Origin of the sequence: Ruminococcus sp. Marseille-P328, from assembly GCF_964249465.1 — a bacterium.
Taxonomy (GTDB): Bacteria; Bacillota; Clostridia; order Lachnospirales; family Lachnospiraceae; genus Blautia_A; species Blautia_A faecis.
In genome coordinates this window covers 58,833-80,576 of record NZ_CAXUBQ010000022.1, presented here as the reverse complement: position 1 = coordinate 80,576, position 21,744 = coordinate 58,833, and the positions used below count along the sequence as shown (strand labels likewise).

Below are 21,744 nucleotides of genomic sequence, written 5' to 3'. Positions count from 1 at the left end.
GTTGCGCCGGCGAGTGAGTAATACACATTGTCCAAATGCGTCCGCATTAAAGAACTTTTAATCAACTAAATAGCAATGATGTCTAGTGATCAGCAGACTGAAATGCGGAAATTTCCTGTAAAAATCGTTGGCCGTATTTCTTAAGTTTGTTTTGTCCTACACCGGATACATTGAGCATTTCATCCTCATTCTGAGGAAGTTTACTGCACATATCGATAAGGGTTCTGTCGGTGAAGACGATGTAGGGAGGGACAGATTCTTCCTTGGCAATCTGGAGACGGAGCTGACGTAAGGCTTCAAAAAGGGCAGAATTGTGGCTGGAGTTTGTGGCGGTGGAATCAGTGGATGAGTTTTCGGTGGAAGCGGAAAAACTGTCCTTTTTGAATGGAGTTTTGTGTTTCTTTGTGGTTGATATTTTCTCTTTTTCTTTGAATTTCTTTATTATGATCTTTGTATTTTTATTTTGTAAATCTGCAATATTTCCTGCTTTTAAAACACTGTATTCTCCTTCTGTCTGGGTGATATAACCCATACGGATCATCTGGCTAATAAGGAGCCGTAGGTCGGCTTCGGTGCGGTTTTCTAACTGACCATAGCAGTTGTAGGAGGTGGCGCCAATGTCCTTCAGACGGGCTTTTTTGGAGCCCAGGAGGGTGCCGATTACAAGAGCCTGGCCATAGCGGCCGCGCATTTCGGTGATGCAGCCGACTACCCATTTGGCATCCAGGGTCATATCCAGTTCTTCAAATTCCTGGTGGCAGTTGCCGCAATTATCACAAGGCTGATGTGTGGTTTCTCCGAAGTATTCCAGGATGTAATTGCGCAGGCAGGAGGTGGTCATACAGTAGCCTTCCATAAGTTGGAGACGGCGGGAATCCTGATGTTTTACCTGTTCAATTTCCTGAAAATCCATACCTTCGAAGTCTTTGCTTCCAAGAAGGAGTTTGCTGATCATCACATCCTGAGTGGAAAAGAGAAGGATACATTTTGCAGGTTCACCATCACGTCCTGCGCGGCCAGCTTCCTGGTAATAGTTTTCCATGCTCTGAGGCATGTTGTAGTGGATGACGAAACGCACATTGGATTTGTCGATTCCCATGCCAAAAGCATTGGTGGCAATCACAACCTGAGCGCGGTCATAGATGAAATCATCCTGACTTTTTTTGCGGATATCGTTGCTCATTCCAGCGTGGTAACGGGTTACAGAGACGCCTTGTTTCAATAATTTCTCATACAAAGTATCCACGTTTTTTCTGGTGGCACAGTAGATGATTCCGCTTTCGTTTGGGTGGGTTTCTATGTAATTTTGGATAAAGATGTCCTTCTGCTTTCCAGTGAGATGTTCCACTTGATAATAGAGATTTTCTCTGTCAAAACCAGTGACAACAACGTTGGGATTCTTCAGTTTCAGGATCCTTGCAATGTCATTTTTTACCACTTCTGTTGCGGTGGCAGTGAAGGCACTGATGATCGGATTGCCAGGCAGCTGTTCCACAAAATCTATGATTTTTAAGTAACTTGGACGGAAATCCTGTCCCCATTGGGAGATACAGTGGGCCTCGTCTACAGTTACCATGGAGATAGGAGTATGTAGCGCGAAACTTAGAAATGAAGCTGTTTCCAGTCGTTCTGGTGCTACGTAAATAATCTTATAGACACCTCGCGCAGCGAAAGAAAGAGCCTTATTAATCTGTCCCTCAGTCAGTGAGGAATTAATATAAGCCGCGTGAATTCCTGCTTCATTCAGAGATTTCACCTGATCCTGCATAAGTGAGATCAGCGGTGAAACCACCAATGTAATTCCTGGCAAAAGCAGCGCTGGAACTTGATAACAAAGGGATTTTCCGGCCCCTGTCGGCATAATTGCCAGAGCATCTCTTCCACTTAAAATGGTATCTATAATTTCTCCTTGTCCTTCCCGGAAGGAATCATATCCGAAGTAAGTTTTTAAAATTTGTAAGGGAGATACTGGTGGAGTACCAGAATTTATTTCTTGTATATTCGAATTGTTTGTTGTCAATTTATTGACCTCCTGCGATGAAAATAGGTGACTGTTTAGTAGTTGCAAAGTTGCACACTTCGAGGGTGCTTTTAGTTTTTATCATATTTAATGTTGCGTGCATTGAGGGGCTTTTATTTTTTTATCATTTTTAATGCTGCCTGCGCCGTCTTGCCTGTAAGTTCTGTAATACTGGAAAGCACTGGCACATCTCCATATTTTCGGTTTTCATAAAACGCATAATAACATCCATATAGAATGTAAGTGAGCATAATATTAATGTCCTTGTCTTCCCGATATTGAGGGTAAGCTCTAAACACCAGCTCCTTTAAAGCAACTTCAATTTTCTGCACCAGGCATTTACTCCTGCTTCCCGAAAACAAAATCCCGATCAGCGAATCCTTTGCCAGAAACCCCATGAACAGTTCCCTGGAAAAAAAAGCAGTATCCTCCAGCACTCTCTCCGGATGAGTGAGATTCTCCATAATTGATACCACAACTTCCGTTTCCAATGTATCCGAGAGATGATAAATATCCTGATAATGTGCATAAAATGTAGATTTATTGATCTGCGCTTTCTCACACAATTCCTTAATCGTAATCCTCTCAAGTTCCTTATGAGAACGCAGCTCTATAAAAGCATTTATAATACTCTGTCTGGTTTTTTCAATTCTAATATCCATATAGCGTTATCCTTTATTTTAATTTGCTATTTAGTTGATTAAAAGTTCTTCAATGCGGACGCATTTGGACAATGTGTATTACTCACTCGCCGGCGCAACGCTCCAGCGAACTAATCGCTAACTGCGACTAATGCGTTCGGGAGAGCCCTCACGCATAAGTCTACGTAAGCGCTGGATTTCGCTTACGCTAAGAACGCGCCTGAAATGGCTCGCTGAAGTAATACACATTGCCCAAATGCTGTGTGTCGGCTGGAACTGAGGTTATTTAGGAACTTTTAACGAGGGGAGGGGGAGTGATTGTTTTCCCGAAACTTTCTTGCCAATGATAGATTAGGTAAAACCAATAAAGCTGCGAAGTATCAACCATCTAAATGGGGTATCGAAGACACATAAAATAATATGTCAAGTTCTTTGTTTGCAAAACAGCCCTAAGAATGTGCAAATACTTCATAGAAATTATAAAAGCCGCTAATTTTCGGCAAGATTCCCATAAACTTTCGTTTCCGATACAGTATAGGGAAACCAATCACTCACCCACCCCACCTGTTGAAAGTTACTATGTACAAATAAGTCCAGCCAGTACACAGCATTCGGGCAATGGTGATTGCTCCAGCGAGCCATTTCAGGCGCGGTTTTAGCGTAGGCGAAATCCACTGCTTAGGTCGACTTAATCGTGAAGGCTCTCCTGAACGATTTAGTCGCAGTTAGCAGTTAGTTCGCTGGAGCGTTGCGCCGGCGAGTGAGCAATCACCATTGTCCGAGTGCGTCCGCCTTGAACAACTTTCAACACACTAAATAGGTTATAAAGAAATCCGACACATTTCAAAAAACGTTGGAAATCCAACTAATGTCGTTTTTCGTCGGTAGCAATTTTTCATTTACACAATTATACTTATTATACAGAGAAAAACAACTACTGTCTAATATCTTTTTATAATGAATGGGAGAGCAAAAACATGGATTTTTACAACTTTTATACAGGAAAAGAATTTGAAGCATATCAGTACCTTGGTGCTCACGTATGGGATGGCGGAACCACCTTCCGTACATTTGCCCCGGCAGCGCAGCGAGTATCTGTAATTGGTGAGTTCAACGGCTGGACAGAGACTCCTATGAACCGCGTTCATGATGGCAATTTCTGGGAATGTACCATAAATGATGTAGGCTCTGACCTGATGTATAAATACAGAATTTACCGTCAGGACGGCTCCTTCGTGGACCACGCAGACCCCTATGCTTTTTATAGCGAGATGCGTCCAGGCACTGCTTCAAAGACCTATGCTCTTGGCGGTTATGAATTTGGCGACAGCAAATGGCTGAAAAACCGCAAAGCAAGCTACGACAAACCAGTAAACATTTATGAAATGCATTTTGGCTCCTGGAAAAAACGAGGCGAAGGACAGGAAGACTGGTACACCTATGAGGAACTGGCACCGATCCTTATCACCTATTTGAAGGAACACGGCTATAATTATGTGGAGATCATGCCTCTCTGTGAGTACCCATGCGACGAATCCTGGGGATATCAGGATACAGGATATTTCAGTCCAACCTCCCGCTATGGTAAGCCGGAAGAACTGAAAGCATTTGTAGACCAGTGCCACCAGGCTGGAATTGGGGTCATTCTGGACTTTGTTCCAGTGCATTTTGCAGTGAATGATTATGCGTTGGCAGAATATGACGGAACAGCCCTTTATGAATATCCAAACATGGCAGTTGGCCGCAACGAATGGGGAAGCTGCAATTTTATGCATTCCAGAGGAGAAGTTTGCAGTTTTCTGCAGTCCTCTGCCTATTACTGGATGAATGAATTCCATTTCGATGGCCTTCGCATGGACGCAGTAGGAAATCTGATTTACTGGCAGGGGGACGCAAGCCGTGGAGAAAACCTGGCAGCTCTGAAATTTATCCGTACCATGAATCAGGGCTTAAAGGAAAGAATCCCTGACTGCCTCCTTTTTGCCGAGGATTCCACTCCCTATCAGGGTGTGACAAAGCCGGTATGGGAGGGCGGACTTGGATTTGATTACAAATGGGATCTTGGATGGATGCATGATACTCTGTCTTATTTTCAGGCAGATGCAAAAGAAAGACAGGAAAAATATCACAAGCTGACATTCTCTATGATGTATTTTTACAATGAGCGCTATATCCTGCCGCTGTCCCATGATGAGGTTGTCCACGGAAAGGCAACCATCGCCCAGAAGATGAACGGTGGTTATGACGGGAAATTTCCACAGGCAAGAGCTTTCTATATGTATATGTATGCGCACCCGGGTGCAAAGCTGAATTTCATGGGAAATGAGCTGGCACAGCTGAAAGAATGGTGCGAAAAGGATGAGTTGGACTGGATTTTGCTGAAATTCCCTGTTCATGAAGCATTTCATAAATTCATGGCAGATCTGAACCAATGCTATCTGAAGAACAGTGCTTTTTCCCAGAGAGATTTCAGCCAGGATGGTTTCTCATGGGTGGATTGCCATCAGGAGCAGAAGTGCATGTATCTGTTTGAAAGAATCAGTGGGGATCAGAAAATTTTGGCTGTGTTCAATTTCTCCGACGAAATCCAGGAATACACTTTGGAAAAAGATTATGACGGATATGAGCTTCTCCTTGCAAGTGATATGGTGAAATATGGCGGTAAAAAGCGCTACACGAAAAAAGAAAAGGTAATTACAGGCGGAAAAGCAGTATTTAAAATGGGACCATTTTCTGCCAGATATTATCTGGTGAAATAAGGAAAAGTATATAAATAAAAAAGACCTGTATCCGGATAAAATTCTACAATGATGGAACCTTGTCATTGGTTTTATCTGGAGTACAGGTCTTTATGATTGCTGCGTACAGCAGTCAATGAGCTTCTGTAATTGTAGGAAAATGCAATGCAAAAACGCAATGCGTATAATTTATTTACCAGGAGAGAGATGCTCCTTGATAGCGGTAAAACTCTCTGGACTGATGACATGCTCGATACGGCATGCATCGGAGGTTGCAGTTTCCGGATCAACACCCAGACTGATCAGCCAGGAGGACAAAAATTCATGTCGCTCATAAATCATATCTGCAATCTTCTGTCCGGATTCGGTAAGATAAATATATCCTTCTGGAGTGACAGTGATATGGTTCTTTTCACGAAGGTTCTTCATAGCAACACTGACACTTGATTTCTTAAATCCAAGCTCATCAGCAATATCAACGGAACGCACAACAGGTTTCTTTTTGCTGAGAATAAGAATGGTTTCCAGATAGTTCTCAGCGGATTCATTAGATTTCACGATAGATCACCTCAATTTTTTGCGTGTGTAGCAGTACACGTATATTACCTATAGAATACCATAGTTTACCGATTAGGGCAATTATTTTTTGCAGAAGAAAAAGCGTAGTTCAGATCTGTTTATTGTTTATGAAGAGAACAGATATGATTTTTACAATATATAGCAAATATCAAAATTTGAGAAAATAAGAATGAAATTATGGAAGAAATAAATGCTATATCTAAAATACAACAAATAAAAATCTTAAAATTTGAGATGAAATGGTTGCATTATATAAAGAGAGAAGTATAATATTAGGTACATAGAATAAAATATTAAAAGGTAAAAAGAGAGCCAAGGAGTTGAGAGCCATGACGAAGTTTATAAGCAACGTGAATAAATATTTATCAGAAATGAAGATTAAGCAATCTTATCTAAGCATGGTTACAGGTATAGATAAGAATAAAATGTCGCGTTTATTGACTGGTTCACAAGAAGAAAGCGGTACAGATATGGAGAAGATTGCACGTGGACTTGGGAAAAGTATTGGATTTTTTTTGAAAGAATCTATGAGCATTTCACAGGTCGGAAGTTCTTCAATGAATAAAATTGCATTTTATGCTGGAGAACCTTCCAAGAAACAAGAGCAGATCGCCAAGCAGTTAGTGGAATTAATGGAAAATATTGATGAAGTAATCAGTGCAAACAGTCGTTTTGAAAATATAGCGAGGAGTTAAGTGATGAATATAGAGCGTTTACGAAAAATCATTGCATATAGTGATAAAAATCATGACGAAATCTACTCTATGATAAAAAGATTCTGTTCATTTGCCGGGATTGAATATGATAGTGATCTTCTTAATGTTCTGCAAATTGTGCGGTCCTCTTTTCAGAAAAAAGGATTTCTGGTTTTGGAAATACCTTTTGCCGATGATGAAATAGGCGCTTTGTGTTATAAAGGTGATGGATTAGGGTATGTTGTAATTAACACTTCTTTACCTAAGGTGAATACGAATTTTGCTATATCACATGAAATTTATCATGTTTTCTGGGGCGAAAATGAATTTGTTTCAAAGGTAGAATTTTCAGACGATCATTATTATGAACATGAGGAAGAATATGCTGCAAATCTTTTTGCTGGGATGTTGTTAATGCCAGAGATAAGTTTTAGAAGAATGTATTTGAAATTTAAAGAAGAATCTGACAGTAATGAAGTAGATACAATTATCCGATTAATGGCATATTATGAAGTTCCATTTATGGCAGTTTTGATTAGATGCCTTGAATTGAGATTGATAGCTGGAAATGCAGTTACAGAAGGATTACTTAATCATGATCGTACCCAGATTAAACAAAAATTAGCTGATCTTTGGTTGGACGAGGCCATAATGGAACCATCAAAAAAAGATGATTATCTGCACGTAGAAGCTATAGTTAAGAAGTTTGGAAAAAAATATGTCGAGGATGGATATATAAATGAGCGTACATTAGATAAAGTTCTTCATAATATGCGTGAACTATACCAGAAAATAAGGAGGGAGTAAGATATGCCAACTACATATACGGAAACTCCCGATAATTTTAATGAGATAGGTACTTTTGTTGAAAAAGAGATTAATGGCATAAAGAAAATTTTCTATCTGGCTCAAAGAGTTATTTTTTATGATGCATGCTCGTTTCAAAAGCATTCTCATTTGCCGGATAAAGAGATAAAAGTATTGATGAATTATTATAAAATACATGGAACAGTGGTATTTATCACGAAATGTATTTTGATGGAGCTTGCATCAGACAGGCATAGTTTAGCAGAAGAATATATTGCATTCATAAAAAAAATGGCTGAGGCAGAAATTAAGGTTGTGATATTTAATGAAGAATATACATATGACATTCTTTCAGAATGCTTTTCTACAAATGAAAGAATAAATGAGTATTTATCCTGGGCTGTGAGAATGGTAAAATCTCCGGTTAGTACAATAACAGAAACGTTGAAAAATGACGAGAAACTTACAGCAGAAGTGCTTGAAGGGAAAAATTTAAGACAGTCTGATATATATCGTAGATTTTTTGCCACAGTGAGAGAAAACAAAGAACATGCGGATAATTTAGGGGAAGAACTTATTGCGATATGCGTACATATACTGTCACATCTTCCTGGAATCGTAGATGGGAAAATATGTGTACTGACAGATGATAAAGGTGCAGCATCAAAAATTGATTCCGCAGTAAAAAGAACAAACGTACAGAACAGAGGGGCAAAGATTATATTGTTTAGTACTCCTAAAGTGGTTCAGCATATGTTTCAGGAGCAAATAGAAATATCTGAAAATGAGATGGTAAATATTATATCTCAAGGAACCTCTGGAAATATAGTTGTTATGGGAACAACGGCGTATGATTTTGATATTAATGTGAGCATATCCATGCCAAGTGAAGCGTTAGTAGGGAAAATAATGGAGCCAAATGGGATTAATATTATTTTTTGAGAAAAGCTCTGGGAAATGTAATTGGTAGGCTGTGGATCCAGAATAGGATAATGCCCGTTTGAAAAAAAGGCATAAACAGTCATATTTTCCAATGACAAATCATTTTCCGGGTAGTATATTAAAACTAATGATCGTTTTCAGGGAGGTTTTTATTATGTACATTGCTTCAAAGGAACGTTACACCACAATGGAATACAACCGTTGCGGTGACAGCGGACTTATGCTGCCGAAGGTGTCGCTTGGACTGTGGCATAATTTTGGAGATACGTCTAAATTTGAGAATATGAGACAGCTGTGTTTTACTGCGTTTGACAACGGAATCACACAGTTCGATCTGGCCAATAATTATGGACCGGAGCCGGGGAGTGCAGAGATTAATTTCGGCAGGATTCTGAAAGAAGATCTGGGAAAATACAGGGACGAGCTGATCATTACTACCAAGGCAGGATATGAAATGTGGGATGGTCCTTATGGGAACTGGGGCAGCCGCAAGTATCTTCTGGCAAGTCTTGACCAGAGCCTGAAGCGTATGGGACTGGAATATGTAGATATTCTTTACCATCATAGAATGGACCCGGAGACCCCTCTGGAAGAGACCATGGGAGCGCTGGCCAGTGCAGTGCAGAGCGGAAAAGCCCTGTATGTGGGACTTTCCAATTACGATGGAAAAACACTTTCACAGGCAGCGTCGATTTTGTAGGAAATGCATTGTCCTTTTGTAATTAATCAGAATCGTTATTCTATTTTTGACAGAACTGTGGAGAAAAATGGACTAAAAAAGACCACAGGAATTCTGAAAAAAGGTCTGATCACTTTCAGTCCTCTTGCACAGGGGCAGCTTACAGACCGCTATCTTAATGGCATTCCGGAGGACAGCAGAATTCGTACCGATGGCAGATTCTTGAAGGAAAGCAATCTGACTCCAGAGCGTTTGCTACAGATCCGGGAGCTGAATGATATGGCTGCAGGGCGTGGCGAGAAGCTTTCGGAGATGGCTCTTGGCTGGCTGCTTGCACAGCAGGAGGTGACCAGTGTACTCATTGGAGCATCACGACCACAGCAGATCCTTGATAACATAAAAGCAATCCACTGTGCACCATTTACGGAGGAAGAGCTTGTGAGAATTGATGAAATTGCGGCTGAAAATACAGCCAGTACATCGTTTCGTAAATAACGATACCAATATACAGACAAGTCAATATGGTGGTTACTTAATATTCGATGTATTAGATAACAAGCATGAAATCCCAGATATATCCAGTAGCCTGACAGTTATGAACAGTATTACAAAGAAGCAGATAGGGCTTTTTACGAGACGAAGAAAAACAATTATATTTTGCATAAGGCGAGGGACAGAAAATGATAATTCGAAAGGGAACACAGGCTGACCTTGTATCAGTGGAACAGCTTTACAATGACATTCATACGGCAGAAGAAACAGGTCAGCAGACCATTGGCTGGATCCGTGGTGTGTATCCTACAAGAGCTACGGCACAGGCCGCATTAGATGCCAAGGACTTGTTTGTTCTGGAGGATGCAGGTAAGCTCCTGGGAGCGGCCAGAATCAATAAAGCGCAGGTGGATTCTTATGCAGAAGGCGATTGGGAATTCGCAGCCAGGGATGAGGAGGTTTGCGTCCTTCACACTCTGGTAGTTTCCCCTTCCGCTTCTGGAAAAGGCTATGGAAAGAAGTTTGTAAAGTTCTATGAGGATTACGCTTTAAGCCATGGCTGTCCGGAGCTTCGAATGGATACTAATGCAAGAAATGCCGTTGCAAGAGGGCTGTATAAGAAGCTTGGATATAAGGAAATTGGGATTGTGCCTACAGAATTTAACGGGATACCGGATGTGCAGCTGGTATTGTTGGAGAAGCACTTGTAATAGTTGAAATTCCCTTTTAGGAAAAAAGAAAAGAGAGCAGGCGAGTTTGTAGAGATACAGATTTGTCTGCTTTTTTATATAGAGTTCCATCCCCCCGGGGGGCTTGCGGAAGAAAACTGGTTTTGATAAAATTTTAACATTAGAGTTTAATGCGGAGGAATTACAAGTGGATAAATTACTGGATGAAATAGAGAGTTACTGGAGTACCCGGACGGAGGGGTATTCTGAGGTGAATGAAAAAGAGTTGAATGGGATGCAGAAAAAGGCATGGCTGGAGACTCTGGAACGCGGATTTTGGGGAAAAAGGTCTGGGAAAAATGAGGATTCAGAAAACAATTCTGTGGAAAAAGAAGTTTTCGAAGAAGAATTTTCCGAAAAACAACATACAGACAAATATAAGGACCACCTGAGAATTCTGGATATCGGCACAGGTCCAGGCTTTTTCCCTATGATTCTTGCGGAAGCAGGATATCATGTAACAGCCATAGATTACACTCCGGGAATGCTGGAAAAGGCTGCAGAAAATGCAGCGAAATTTATCGGAGAAAAGAGCCGGAATATTGAATTTAAAAGAATGGATGCCCAGGCTCTGGAATTTGAGGACGAGAGCTTTGATGTGATTATTTCAAGAAATCTTACCTGGAATCTACCCCATCCGGAAATGGCTTATAAAGAGTGGCTTCGGGTGCTGAAAAAAGGTGGAAAGCTTTTGAATTTTGATGCCAACTGGTATGGATATCTCTATGATGATAAGAAGCGTGAGGCTTACGAGAACGACCGTAAAAATGTGGAAAAAGGAAGCCTGGATGACCATTATCTGTGCACAGATATTGACCGAATGGAGAAAATTGCTCTGCAGGTTCCGTTGTCGGAGACCAAGCGTCCGGGATGGGATGTGAAGGTACTGGAAGCGCTTGGAGCAGCGCAGATTCAGGTGAATGAGGACATCTGGCAGCAGGTATGGAGCGAGGAAGAGAAGCTGAATTATGGATCTACACCCATGTTTATGGTGGAGGCTGTAAAATAGAAAAAGATATTATCAGTGATATACAGAAATTTGTACGAATTTAAAGATAAGTAAAGCGGTGTTGGTTGTAAGAATGAAGTATTAGAGTATTTGAAGAATAGGATAAGTTTTTATTGGATCGTAAGGAAAATTATTTGTAAAGATATTATTGGAAAAGGTAGAAAATAATGAGTGAAATAATAAATATAGGCGGCTTAAGTGCCGCACCAGGGCAGCGTATCCATGGTTTTGTTTCCATTGGTAATGGAGAATTTTCTCTTCCTACAACAATTGTCAGAGGCGAAAAACCAGGTAAAACAGCTCTCATTACAGCTGGTATCCACGCTGGCGAATATGTGGGAATACAGAGTGCAGTAGAGCTTGGAAGAGACCTGAAAATTGAGAAAATGACAGGAACAGTGATTATTGTAAAGGTAGTGGCAAAGGAAGAATTTGAAAACCGCCACGGTTCTCTTTGCAGGGCGACAGGTGAGAATCTGAACCGCCTTTTTCCAGGAAAAAAAGAAGGTACTGAATACGAAAAACTGGCTTATGCAGTAGTTGAAGAGCTGCAGAAGGTGGCAGATTTTTATATTGATCTTCACAGTGGTGATGACTATGAGAAGCTGACTCCCTATGTATATTATGCAGGCAAAGCAGCCCCGGAAGTGATGAAAATTTCCCGTCAGATGGCAGAGCAGGTGGATGTTCCTTACATGGTAAAATCTGAGGTATCATCGGGAGGAAGCTATAATTATGCAGCATCCTGCGGCATCCCTTCCGTGCTTCTGGAGCGGGGCGGAATGGGAGCCTGGGAGACTGAGGAAGTGCGTTCTATGAAACGTGATGTACGCAGTATTTTACGGTTCCTTGGTATTTATGACGGACATAGAAGTATGCGGAAATATTATCCGTTAAATGTAACGGATGTGCAGTATCAATCCGCCTCTTATACGGGACTCTGGTATCCCCAGAAGAAGGCAGGAGACCTGTTTACAGAAGGGGAAATCCTTGGATATGTAAAGGATTATGAGGACAATATTCTGGAAACCTGTACCTCCTATGGTGACGGAGTAATCCTGTATCAGACTGGTTCCCTACAGGTGATTAAGGATGGTCCGATGGTAGCTTACGGTCGGATCAGCTACGAGGAAGACGACCGAAAAGAGAAGATTGCAGCTTACTGGACAAAGCGAAGCGACAGTTTCCTGGAGCAGAGAAGAGCAGAATTACATAGTCCATTAGCTGGTAGATGGCTGGAAGAAATTGAGAAATATCTGCCCCAAAAGGCGTTAAGTTCTGAAGAAAAAGCTCAGAAACTTACCGATAAAAAATATTTGAATAACGGAAAAAATACAGAACCTGTAATTGAGAATGAAAGCAAAGAAAGAAAAGAAGCAGTCATAGAAATTAAGGAAAAAGAGACTGATAATGGTAAGCTTAGAATCTTAGACGTGGGCTGCGGAACCGGCTTTTTTACCATCCTTCTTGCAAAACAGGGGCACCATGTAACCGGTACAGATCTTACTCCGGACATGATTGCAAACTCCCGGATTCTTGCCAAAGAAGAGCAGGTAAGCTGTGACTTCCAGGTGATGGATGCAGAGCATTTAAGCTTTCAGGACGAAAGCTTCGATGTAGTCATTTCCAGGAACCTGACCTGGACCTTACCAGAAGCAGCACAGGCCTATAAGGAGTGGACAAGAGTGTTAAAACCAGGTGGACTTCTCCTGAATTTTGACGCCAATTACGGTGCTACAAACTTTGCTGAAACCTCCGATCTCCCGGAAAATCACGCCCACAACCAGCTTGGTAATTCCCTGATGCAGGAGTGTGAAGATATCAAACATCAGCTCCCTATCAGCTCCTACCTCCGCCCTGCCTGGGACGTGGAAGAGCTTGGAAAAACAGGAATGGAGCAGATTTCCATTGATCTGGGGTTGAGCAGACGGGTTTATAAAGAGAAGGATGAATTTTATAATCCAACTCCGATGTTTGCCATTGCAGCAAAGAAAGCATAAAAGCGGAGCGTATGCTTCACGATATGCGAATTGAGTAGGTTATGGGAGTGCAACGGACGAAACAATCCGCAGGTATCATAGTTATACAAGCCTGAAAAATATATGGTGACATAAAAATGTGCCCGGAATTTATTTCCCAGGCACATTTTTTGGAAAAAGGGATATCAAAATAAAAGAAAGTTATCAAATCACATAATCCGAACTTGTCATATGGAGAAATGCCATCGTTTTCTCACTCTTGGGCTGTGAGAAGAACTCTTTGGATGGTCCCTCTTCTACGATAACACCGTCCTCCATGTAGACTACCCAGTTGGCAACTTTTCTGGCAAAATCCATTTCGTGGGTGACTACGACCATGGTGGTTCCTTCGTCGGCAAGCTTTCTCATAACATCCAGAACCTCGCCGGTAAGTCTTGGGTCAAGGGCGGAGGTTGGTTCGTCGAAGAGAACTACTTCCGGATTGTAGGCGATGGCTCTTGCGATAGCTACACGCTGTTGCTGCCCACCGGAAAGCTGGTCCGGATAGAAGCTGGCGCGGTCTGCCATGCCTACTTTTTCCAGCATTTCCATAGCTTTTTTCTTCGCTTCTTCCGGAGAATTCTTACGGGCAATGGTAAGACCCTCCAGTACATTGTCAAGTGCTGTTTTGTTGCGGAAAAGATTGTATCCCTGGAAGACAAAGCCCATTTTCATTCGTAACTGCCGGATCTCTTTCCTGGTAACAGCAGTGATATCTTTGTGGAAATCATCGAAGGTGATTTCTCCTTTATCTGCCTGCTCCAGAAAGCTGATACAGCGGAGAAGGGTTGTCTTTCCAGAACCGCTGTTTCCCAGAACTGCGATCACAGAACCTTTTTCAACTTTGAAATCAACACCTTTTAATACTTCGTTTGTCCCGAATTTTTTATGGATATTTTTTACTTCCAGCATATTTTTTTCTCACATTCTTATATAGAAATTTGGTAATTGATAACAGGGTATTATGAAGAAACTTAAAAGTCTTTCTTCTGTAGCAAATGATATAAAATACGAGTTGTTCACATATGGTGATGCTGCCGAAGGCGACATTGATTATACTTCGATCTTTAAAATATCATTAAAGTAGTTATTGGCAACCATCAGCACACCCATAGCTGTGATAACTACGATTTCTTCTTCTGTGAATTCTTCTTTTAATTCAGTATAGATTTCATCCGGAATGTTTTTCGGATCTTTTGCAAGAGCGCGGCCAAAAGAAATAAGTAATTCTTCCTTCTTTGTAAATTGAAAATTGTCGAAATCAATACCATTATCTTTCAGAAGCTTTCTGAAATAAGTACTGCATACCAGGCAGTCATTTTCTTCGGAAATTGCATATTCAAAGAAGTCACCGGCTCTTTTTCCAATCAGTCTCTGCAGTTCCCGGTCGAGGGAGTAGGAGCTGTCTTCAATGGCTTTAAAGGCTTCTGCATTATGGAGAAGAGTAAGCTTTTCATTAGTGAGCCTGTATCCTTGTGCAAGATGGTCCCTGATTACTTCTTTCTCTTTTTCGCCTGCTGTTTCCGGGTCAATTTTTGAAATATAAGACATGATTATTCTCCTTTCACTGGCGCAGGAGCATTCCATACCAGCTTTTTCTCAAAATAGTTTTGTACCCATGTAAGTACGGTACAGATCATAAGGTAAATAACAGCAGCCTCGCAGTACAGGGCGAAGGGCTCGTAGGTTCTGGCGGCAATCTGCTGTGCGGTGGTGAACAGCTCCACAACTGTGATACTGGAGGCAAGGGAAGTGTCCTTGGTAAGTCCGATCAGTGAGTTAAACAGTGGTGGAAAAGCGATTCGGAATGCCTGGGGCATTACAATCCTGGTCATGGTCTGGCGGTAACTCAGACCCACCATATAAGCAGCTTCTGTCTGTCCTTCTGGTACCGCCTGGATCGCAGATCGGAAAATCTCAGCGTTGTAAGCGCCAAGGTTCAGGGCAAAGGCGATCACAGCGGATGGAAAAGCGTCCAGGATAATTCCTACAGACGGCAGGCCAAAGAAGATGATGAACAGCTGTACAATAAGTGGGGTTCCGCGGAAGACCCATATGTAAAATCTTGCGAACTGCTTCAGTCCTTTTACATTGGCAATCTGTACCAGGGCCAGAAAAAGGGCGATGATGCAGCCAAAAACAAAGGATAATAAGGTAAGGGGGATTGTAACTTTTATTCCGGGTATGAGAATCCTGGTGAAAGAAGATACCAGAATCCCTGCTAAACGTTCACTCATAATTGTTTCCTTTTACTTTCAATTGTTGGATGATTGTCTGTTGTTCTGGACAACAGCTGTGGAAAAGTAATTAGTTTTCATCAGTGCTTTCTGTTGTTGCATCCTCAGAAGCGGTGTCTGTATTTGCTGTATTTTCATCCTGTGGCTGTGTGAAGTCTGTGCCGAAGTAATCCTCAGAAAGCTTGCTTAAAGTTCCGTCTTCTTTCAGTTCGTCAATAGCGTTCTGAACTGCATCATATAAAGCTGTTTCCCCTTTCTTGATCGGGACAGCGTAGGTATCCACAACGTCCGGGATTACGAAAGCAACTTTCAGATTTGCATCCGGGTGCTGCTGAAGGTATTCATTGAATACAACAGAGTTAAAGGTTGTGAAGTCGGCACGTCCGGATTCAATCAGGGAAACCGCTTCGTCAGCTGTGCTGATCTGTACAAGAGATGCACCGGCGTCTTCCAGAATATCAAGGTAAGCGGTTGTAGCAGTGTTTGCTACTTTTTTGCCATCCAGGGAAGCCATATCTACGATATCATCATTGTCCTTGGCTACTACGATCTGCTGTGTGATGTAGAAATATGGTCCTGCGAAATCGTATTTCTCTTCACGCTCAGGTGTGATACTTACTGCATTGATAACTGTATCAAGACGTCCACTGTCGATTCCTGCAAGAAGGGAATCCCAGTCAGATTCTGTGAAATCTGCTTCCACACCAAGCTTGTCTGCAATTGCCTTTGCTACCTCCACGTCAAATCCGGTAAGCTCTCCGTTGTCGTCATGATAGGTGTATGGAGGATAGGTTCCTTCCACACCGACTTTCAGTTTTCCTGATTCCTGAATCTGTGCAAGCTCGTCATCAGCTGCGTAGGTCATGCTGCATGTTGCCAGAACTCCTGTTAATACTGCTGCAATTCCTAAAGTCAAGATGCTTTTTCTCATAATTGTATCCTCCTCTTATTTTGTTTCCTATTTAGTAACTAGGATTAATATGGATTGAATGATAGCATAGAAATCTGGTCTTGTCTAATATGGAATAAAGATAGCTGGCTATAGGAAATTCCTATAACCTGCTTAAATTGAAAGTACACAGCTTGACTTAATAGGAAGATATGGTAAAGTGGAAGAAAGAAATCTGGTGGGAGTGAGGCTTGATAATTCTCTTTGGATCAAGGGCGCGTGGAGATTTCAAAAGGACGAGTGACATTGATCTTGCAGTCAGTGGAGGGGATTTTTGCAGATTTGCGCTGGATGTAGATGAGGAAACATAAAAACAGAACGAAAGCAGATGTAAAAAGACTGAAGTTTTCGCCGGAGAGGGAATAGCTATGTTAGATCTGAAGCAACTGAAATATTTTATAGTGTGTGCTGAAACTGGCTCTATCAGCGAGGCTGCCAAGCTGCTTTATACAACCCAGCCCAGTGTGAGCAAGGCAATCAAAGCGCTGGAGGAGGAAATGGGAATTGTATTGTTTGAGCGTATGCCAAGGGGAATTGCGCTTACGGCGAAAGGCCGGGAGGCATACCGATATGCGTGCAGGATCATAAATGATTCCCGGATACTGGAAGAGATGAGCCATGGGAATATGGCAAAATATCTACGGATTTCATTGAATCCCAGTTCCTGGTTTACGAATCAGTTTGTGGAGTTTTATAAGGAAAATTATGACAAGGATTATCATTTTGAAATCTATACAGCCGGTGTGCGCACGGTCATGGAACGTGTTCGGGATTACCTTTCAGATATTGGCTTTGTATACGTGATGGAACAGCAAAAAAAGGAATTCCAGTATGAGCTGGCGAAAAACAAGCTGGTTTTTACCGTTATGCAGGAAAGTACGGCGACATTTTATCCGGGAAAGTTGAATATATTGGATCAGGAAGCAGCTGACAGAGAGAATGCACAGACCGTAAATATGGAAGCGATGAAGAACTTCCGATTTATCCAGAACTTCCGTGATGAGTTTCTGGAATTGGGAGAGAAAGAAAAACGTAGTGTGTTCAGCTGGGAAAATCTGAATGTTTCCATTATTACAAACAGCGACTACATTATGGAAAAGATGCTGAAAGAGACCGGACTTTGCAATATCAGCGGCAGTTATCTTTCCAATGATAAAAAGGCAGCAAACAAAGGCATTCCGCTGGAATTCAAAAAGAATAAGGTGGTTTTCGGATACATCAGAAGAAAGAATGACGAGACGGATGAGCTGATGGAGGAATTGCTGGGATTTTTAAGGGAAAAATTGAAGCTGGAGAATGGCAGCTGAATATGAGAGGGATAAAAGAAAAACGGAAGCAGAATCGGCTAAAGGAACGTGTGCCGGTCTGCATAAATAGAGAAAAGGTATTCCTAAAAATTAAAAATATATTCCAAATAAGAATAGCTTATAACCCCCTGGGCGGGTTGTAGGCTGTTTTTTATTTTGCTAAACTACACCAAGGGATGAAAGAATGAGTAAAAACCTACTTGTACAGTATGGAATGGAGACAATTAAATGAAAAAATATGCAATCAAACGTATCCTTCAGCTGATTCCCATTCTGTTTGCAATTACTTTTCTTTCTTATGGAATGATGCGTATTGCAGGAAGTGATGTTGTAACGCGGAAAATGGAGAATACAGGAGGGGTAGTGTCAGAAGCTGCACTGGATGCGGCAAGAGAAGAGCTGGGGCTGGATAAGCCATTTTTAACCCAGTATTTTGTATGGCTTGGAAAACTGCTGCGTGGAGATATGGGAAACAGCTATGTATCAGGAGTTTCGGTCTTTGATACTTTTATATCAAAACTGCCGGCAACCCTGCTTCTTACGGCTACTTCCATTCTGCTTACTATTATTATTTCGATTCCTTTGGGAATTTTGTCTGCGGTGAAGCAGAATACAATTGCTGATTACTTGATTCGTTTCTGCAGTTTTATAGGAAACAGTCTTCCTAATTTCTTTGTATCACTTTTGCTTATGTATTTTCTTGCAATCCGGGTCAGGATTTTCCCTGTTATTGCCAAGGATGTGAGTCTGAAAAGTGTTGCAATGCCGGCCATAACCCTGGCCATTGCCATGTCTGCGAAATATCTGCGGCAGGTAAGGGCTACTGTGTTAGATGAGCTGAGTAAGGATTATGTAGCAGGCGCCCGTGCCCGTGGGGTGAAGTTTTCTGTTACCTTATGGAAAAGTATTATGAAAGCATCCCTGGTTACGGTCATTACCCTGTTAATGCTGTCAGTGGGAAACCTCCTTGGCGGTACGGCAATTGTGGAGTCCATCTTCATGTGGGACGGTGTTGGAAAAATGGCAGTAGATGCTATTTCCATGCGCGATTATCCCATTATTCAGGCGTATGTTATGTGGATGGCGATCATTTATGTGCTGGTGAATCTGCTCACAGACCTGTCTTACCGGTTCCTTGATCCGAGAATCCGTCTGGGAGGTGCGAAGCAGTGAGTGTAAAAAAAATGGACGAAGTGCCAGAAAAGAAAACGGAAAGTAAAATACTGGTAAAGATGGGTAAGAAAGAACAAGGTAGATGTCAAAAAGAAAGTGTAGTGCTGAAAAATGGGCAAAGCACAGATAATGGAAAGCACGTAACCGTGCGTGTGCAGAGGATTAGAAAGATTCATATAAAACAAAAGCTGATAATTTTCAGCGTTCTGGCTGTCTGTCTTGTAGTCCTGGCAGTTTTTTCAGACCATCTCTGTCCTTATGACCCTTACGCCCAGGATCTTTCCAGCGCCCTTCAGGCACCCAGTCTTCAGCATCCAATGGGGACAGATACTTATGGCAGGGATATGCTGTCCCGGGTGATCAGCGGAGCAAGAGCCAGTATTTTTTCCACTTTTATACTGGTGGCTGTGATTTCCATTTTTGGTACGATTGTGGGATTATGCTGTGGCTATTATGGCGGAATTCTGGATTCTGTTATGATGAGAATTTCTGATGTCTGTCTGGCATTTCCAGGGCTGGTGTTTGCAATGGCGATCGCGGCCATTCTTGGGGGAGGTATCCAAAATGCTATTATTGCGCTGGCAGTGGTCAGCTGGCCAAAGTATTCACGTATAGCCAGAAGTCAGACACTGGCTTTGAAAGAGGAACCTTACATCCATGCGGCGATATTGGCTGGGGACAGCTCTGCTCAGATCCTTGTTAGACATGTTCTTCCCAATATGATCGGACCGGTTCTGGTAACAGCTATGCTGGATATTGGAACCATGATGATGGAGCTTGCAGGACTTTCCTTTCTGGGTCTTGGAGCGCAGATTCCAATGGCTGAGTGGGGAAGCATGATGAGCGGTGGACGAAGTATGATCCAGACATATCCATGGATGGTTCTGTCGCCGGGAATTGCGATTTTTATATCGGTGGTTATTTTTAATCTGCTGGGAGATACCGTCCGGGATTACCTGGATCCGAAGAATAGCCGGATCAAGTGATGCGAGACAGTCAGAGGCTGAAATACGCGGCTTCCAAAACACAATTTTGGACTCTTTTGTGCTGGCAAAGCGGAAATGAAATATGTAAGCTTTGGAAAAAAGCATGTTAAATATAAGAGTATGAATAAACACGAGGAGGAATGTAAATGAAAACAAAGAGGATTCTTGGAATTGCACTGGCTGTCTGTATGACAATGGGATTAACTACAGTGCCCGCAATGGCGGAAGATAAGAAAACATTTGTATTTGGTGATACCACCTTTAATGCGGAGAATGAAGAAGCGGATATCAATCCACAGAACACCTACGCCGGCTGGGCCTGCATCCGCTATGGTGTCGGCGAAACCCTGTTCCGCTATTCTGATACCATGGAAATTGAACCATGGATTGCCAAAGAATATGAAAATGTAGATGAGCTGACCTGGAAAATTACTTTGAACGATGGTGTTGTATTTTCCAATGGGCGTGTCTGTGATGGACAGGCGGTAAAGGAAAGCCTGGAGTCTCTGGTTGAAAATCATGAAAGAGCAGCGGGTGACCTTTGCATTGACAGTATTGAGGCAGATGGAAATGTGGTTATCATTAAGACTACAGAGCCGAAACCGGCACTGATTAACTATTTAAGTGATCCCTATGGCTGCATTATTGATGTACAGGCTGGAATTACGGACAATGGAATTGTAATCGGTACAGGCCCTTATGTGGCTACAGATCTGGTAACGGACGATCATCTTACACTTGTAAAAAATGAAAACTATTGGAACGGTGATGTAAAGGTAGATGAAATCACTGTTCGCACCATTTCCGATGGTGATACACTGGCATTTGCACTTCAGGCAGGTGAAATCAATGCTGCCTATGGTATGGCATATGCAAGCTATCCTTTATTTGAGAATGATGATTTTACGTTCTCCAGTGCTGCAACAAGCCGCGCATTCTATGCATGGATGAATTTTGAAAGTACGGTAACTTCTGATCCGGCAGTCCGCAAGGCAATTGCCATGGGAATTGACAAAGAGAGCTTCGTATCCGTACTTCTGAATGGATACGGATATCCGGCAGTTGGTGCATTCCCGGATACTTTTTCATTTGGCGGACAGAATCTGACTACAGAGAGCAATGATCCGGATGGAGCCAAAAAGGTTCTGGAGGATGCAGGCTGGGTTGATTCAGATGGTGACGGAATTCGTGAAAAGGATGGCGAGAAGCTTGTAATCCGCTGGCTTACCTATCCAAGCCGTCAGGAGCTTCCGCTGCTGGCAGAATCAGCCCAGGCAACTCTGAAAGAGATTGGTATGGATGTTCAGGTTAACTGCACATCTGACAGCAATACCATCCGCAAAGATCCTGCGCAGTGGGACGTATACGCAAGTGCCATGGTAACAGCCCCAACAGGAGATCCGGAGTATTTCTTCACAACCTGTGCTCTGGATAACTCTGTTTCCAATAATGGACATTATCACAGTGATAAGCTGGAAGAGCTTGCAAAAGAGATGGGAAAAGAATTTGATGTGGAAAAACGTTCCGAACTGGGAATTCAGATGCAGCAGACCGTTCTGGACGACAACGCTTATGTGTTCTGTTCTCATCTTAAAATGAGCATGATCATGCAGTCAAATGTAACCGGTCTTGTGTCCCATCCTTGTGATTACTATGAGTTGACAGCAGATCTGGATATTAACTAAGGAAAAATACGCTTTGTGAGTTTGACCTGCCTATGGTGTAAATGAGAGCCAGCTGCCAT

At 42.2% G+C, this 21,744-nt stretch carries 19 protein-coding genes and 1 pseudogene; 13 read left to right on the top strand and 7 right to left on the bottom strand.

Features of this window, described 5'->3' with window-relative positions; all coding sequences use genetic code 11:
- Positions 1 to 82 precede the first annotated feature (82 nt).
- Entirely contained in the window at positions 83 to 2,020 is a 1,938-nt protein-coding gene (gene recQ / locus ACESTK_RS15360) for a DNA helicase RecQ (RefSeq protein ID WP_373120173.1), read from the bottom strand.
- A gap of 113 nt (positions 2,021 to 2,133) precedes the next feature.
- Positions 2,134 to 2,682 (bottom strand): TetR/AcrR family transcriptional regulator, encoded by a 549-nt coding sequence (locus ACESTK_RS15355; protein WP_173769348.1) that lies wholly within the window; start codon positions 2,680 to 2,682, stop codon positions 2,134 to 2,136.
- A gap of 956 nt (positions 2,683 to 3,638) precedes the next feature.
- Here ACESTK_RS15355 and glgB point away from each other — a divergent pair.
- The gene (glgB, locus tag ACESTK_RS15350) at positions 3,639 to 5,420 is read left to right on the top strand and encodes a 1,4-alpha-glucan branching protein GlgB (RefSeq protein WP_118578151.1); all 1,782 of its coding nucleotides are present in this window, start codon (positions 3,639 to 3,641) and stop codon (positions 5,418 to 5,420) included.
- A gap of 168 nt (positions 5,421 to 5,588) precedes the next feature.
- Here glgB and ACESTK_RS15345 read toward each other — a convergent pair whose 3' ends face one another.
- A complete protein-coding gene (locus ACESTK_RS15345; protein ID WP_118578152.1) occupies positions 5,589 to 5,957 on the bottom strand; it encodes a metal-dependent transcriptional regulator in 369 nt (122 codons plus the stop codon).
- Positions 5,958 to 6,307: 350 nt separating this feature from the next.
- Here ACESTK_RS15345 and ACESTK_RS15340 point away from each other — a divergent pair, with 350 nt between their 5' ends.
- From ACESTK_RS15340 to ACESTK_RS15310, 7 genes and pseudogenes are all read left to right on the top strand, one after another.
- Complete coding sequence (locus ACESTK_RS15340) at positions 6,308 to 6,673, top strand: helix-turn-helix transcriptional regulator (protein ID WP_173718179.1); 366 nt, start codon at positions 6,308 to 6,310, stop codon at positions 6,671 to 6,673.
- Positions 6,674 to 6,676: 3 nt separating this feature from the next.
- A complete protein-coding gene (locus ACESTK_RS15335; protein ID WP_195700391.1) occupies positions 6,677 to 7,480 on the top strand; it encodes an ImmA/IrrE family metallo-endopeptidase in 804 nt (267 codons plus the stop codon).
- A 3-nt stretch (positions 7,481 to 7,483) separates the two neighbouring features.
- Positions 7,484 to 8,422, top strand: a complete 939-nt coding sequence (locus tag ACESTK_RS15330) for a hypothetical protein (RefSeq protein ID WP_195700392.1) — start codon at positions 7,484 to 7,486, stop codon at positions 8,420 to 8,422.
- A 154-nt stretch (positions 8,423 to 8,576) separates the two neighbouring features.
- Positions 8,577 to 9,596 (top strand): annotated as a pseudogene (locus ACESTK_RS15325) (aldo/keto reductase).
- Positions 9,597 to 9,781: 185 nt separating this feature from the next.
- Positions 9,782 to 10,303 carry a GNAT family N-acetyltransferase gene (locus ACESTK_RS15320; RefSeq protein WP_187565078.1) on the top strand — a complete coding sequence of 174 codons (522 nt, stop codon included), beginning with the start codon at positions 9,782 to 9,784 and terminating at the stop codon, positions 10,301 to 10,303.
- A 166-nt stretch (positions 10,304 to 10,469) separates the two neighbouring features.
- Positions 10,470 to 11,330 carry a class I SAM-dependent methyltransferase gene (locus ACESTK_RS15315; RefSeq protein ID WP_207664904.1) on the top strand — a complete coding sequence of 287 codons (861 nt, stop codon included), beginning with the start codon at positions 10,470 to 10,472 and terminating at the stop codon, positions 11,328 to 11,330.
- A 167-nt stretch (positions 11,331 to 11,497) separates the two neighbouring features.
- Positions 11,498 to 13,330, top strand: a complete 1,833-nt coding sequence (locus ACESTK_RS15310; protein ID WP_243243587.1) for a succinylglutamate desuccinylase/aspartoacylase family protein — start codon at positions 11,498 to 11,500, stop codon at positions 13,328 to 13,330.
- A 183-nt stretch (positions 13,331 to 13,513) separates the two neighbouring features.
- Here ACESTK_RS15310 and ACESTK_RS15305 read toward each other — a convergent pair whose 3' ends face one another.
- The 4 genes from ACESTK_RS15305 to ACESTK_RS15290 all read right to left on the bottom strand — a co-directional run bounded on the left by ACESTK_RS15305 (position 13,514) and on the right by ACESTK_RS15290 (position 16,516).
- Positions 13,514 to 14,260 (bottom strand): amino acid ABC transporter ATP-binding protein, encoded by a 747-nt coding sequence (locus tag ACESTK_RS15305; RefSeq protein ID WP_187565077.1) that lies wholly within the window; start codon positions 14,258 to 14,260, stop codon positions 13,514 to 13,516.
- A gap of 141 nt (positions 14,261 to 14,401) precedes the next feature.
- Positions 14,402 to 14,899: a hypothetical protein gene (locus ACESTK_RS15300; RefSeq protein WP_195991824.1), complete on the bottom strand. Its 498-nt coding sequence runs from the start codon at positions 14,897 to 14,899 to the stop codon at positions 14,402 to 14,404.
- Positions 14,900 to 14,901: 2 nt separating this feature from the next.
- On the bottom strand, positions 14,902 to 15,585 hold the full coding sequence (locus ACESTK_RS15295) for an amino acid ABC transporter permease (RefSeq protein ID WP_148461103.1): 684 nt from the start codon (positions 15,583 to 15,585) through the stop codon (positions 14,902 to 14,904).
- A gap of 70 nt (positions 15,586 to 15,655) precedes the next feature.
- Positions 15,656 to 16,516, bottom strand: coding sequence for a transporter substrate-binding domain-containing protein (locus ACESTK_RS15290; protein ID WP_373120171.1), 861 nt, complete (start codon positions 16,514 to 16,516; stop codon positions 15,656 to 15,658).
- A 209-nt stretch (positions 16,517 to 16,725) separates the two neighbouring features.
- On the opposite strand from ACESTK_RS15290, the gene ACESTK_RS15285 reads away from it, so the two are divergent.
- From ACESTK_RS15285 to ACESTK_RS15265, 5 genes are all read left to right on the top strand, one after another.
- Positions 16,726 to 16,845, top strand: a complete 120-nt coding sequence (locus tag ACESTK_RS15285; protein ID WP_118578158.1) for a nucleotidyltransferase domain-containing protein — start codon at positions 16,726 to 16,728, stop codon at positions 16,843 to 16,845.
- 57 nt (positions 16,846 to 16,902) lie between these two features.
- The gene (locus tag ACESTK_RS15280) at positions 16,903 to 17,841 is read left to right on the top strand and encodes a LysR family transcriptional regulator (protein WP_148461105.1); all 939 of its coding nucleotides are present in this window, start codon (positions 16,903 to 16,905) and stop codon (positions 17,839 to 17,841) included.
- 228 nt (positions 17,842 to 18,069) lie between these two features.
- Complete coding sequence (gene nikB, locus ACESTK_RS15275) at positions 18,070 to 19,014, top strand: nickel ABC transporter permease (protein ID WP_173716039.1); 945 nt, start codon at positions 18,070 to 18,072, stop codon at positions 19,012 to 19,014.
- Complete coding sequence (gene nikC, locus ACESTK_RS15270) at positions 19,011 to 20,000, top strand: nickel transporter permease (RefSeq protein WP_373120170.1); 990 nt, start codon at positions 19,011 to 19,013, stop codon at positions 19,998 to 20,000. The genes nikB and nikC overlap by 4 nt, the downstream gene beginning before the upstream one ends.
- A gap of 146 nt (positions 20,001 to 20,146) precedes the next feature.
- The gene (locus ACESTK_RS15265; protein ID WP_373120168.1) at positions 20,147 to 21,685 is read left to right on the top strand and encodes an ABC transporter substrate-binding protein; all 1,539 of its coding nucleotides are present in this window, start codon (positions 20,147 to 20,149) and stop codon (positions 21,683 to 21,685) included.
- Positions 21,686 to 21,744: the final 59 nt, after the last annotated feature.

Coding starts and splice junctions, on each gene's coding strand:
- ACESTK_RS15355 (WP_173769348.1), bottom strand. CDS start 2,682: ATGGATATTAGAATTGAAAAAACCAGACAGAGTATTATAAATGCTTTT.
- ACESTK_RS15290 (WP_373120171.1), bottom strand. CDS start 16,516: ATGAGAAAAAGCATCTTGACTTTAGGAATTGCAGCAGTATTAACAGGA.
- ACESTK_RS15265 (WP_373120168.1), top strand. CDS start 20,147: ATGAAAACAAAGAGGATTCTTGGAATTGCACTGGCTGTCTGTATGACA.
- ACESTK_RS15335 (WP_195700391.1), top strand. CDS start 6,677: ATGAATATAGAGCGTTTACGAAAAATCATTGCATATAGTGATAAAAAT.
- ACESTK_RS15320 (WP_187565078.1), top strand. CDS start 9,782: ATGATAATTCGAAAGGGAACACAGGCTGACCTTGTATCAGTGGAACAG.
- ACESTK_RS15280 (WP_148461105.1), top strand. CDS start 16,903: ATGTTAGATCTGAAGCAACTGAAATATTTTATAGTGTGTGCTGAAACT.
- ACESTK_RS15340 (WP_173718179.1), top strand. CDS start 6,308: ATGACGAAGTTTATAAGCAACGTGAATAAATATTTATCAGAAATGAAG.
- ACESTK_RS15295 (WP_148461103.1), bottom strand. CDS start 15,585: ATGAGTGAACGTTTAGCAGGGATTCTGGTATCTTCTTTCACCAGGATT.
- glgB (WP_118578151.1), top strand. CDS start 3,639: ATGGATTTTTACAACTTTTATACAGGAAAAGAATTTGAAGCATATCAG.
- ACESTK_RS15300 (WP_195991824.1), bottom strand. CDS start 14,899: ATGTCTTATATTTCAAAAATTGACCCGGAAACAGCAGGCGAAAAAGAG.
- ACESTK_RS15330 (WP_195700392.1), top strand. CDS start 7,484: ATGCCAACTACATATACGGAAACTCCCGATAATTTTAATGAGATAGGT.
- ACESTK_RS15305 (WP_187565077.1), bottom strand. CDS start 14,260: ATGCTGGAAGTAAAAAATATCCATAAAAAATTCGGGACAAACGAAGTA.
- nikB (WP_173716039.1), top strand. CDS start 18,070: ATGAAAAAATATGCAATCAAACGTATCCTTCAGCTGATTCCCATTCTG.
- ACESTK_RS15310 (WP_243243587.1), top strand. CDS start 11,498: ATGAGTGAAATAATAAATATAGGCGGCTTAAGTGCCGCACCAGGGCAG.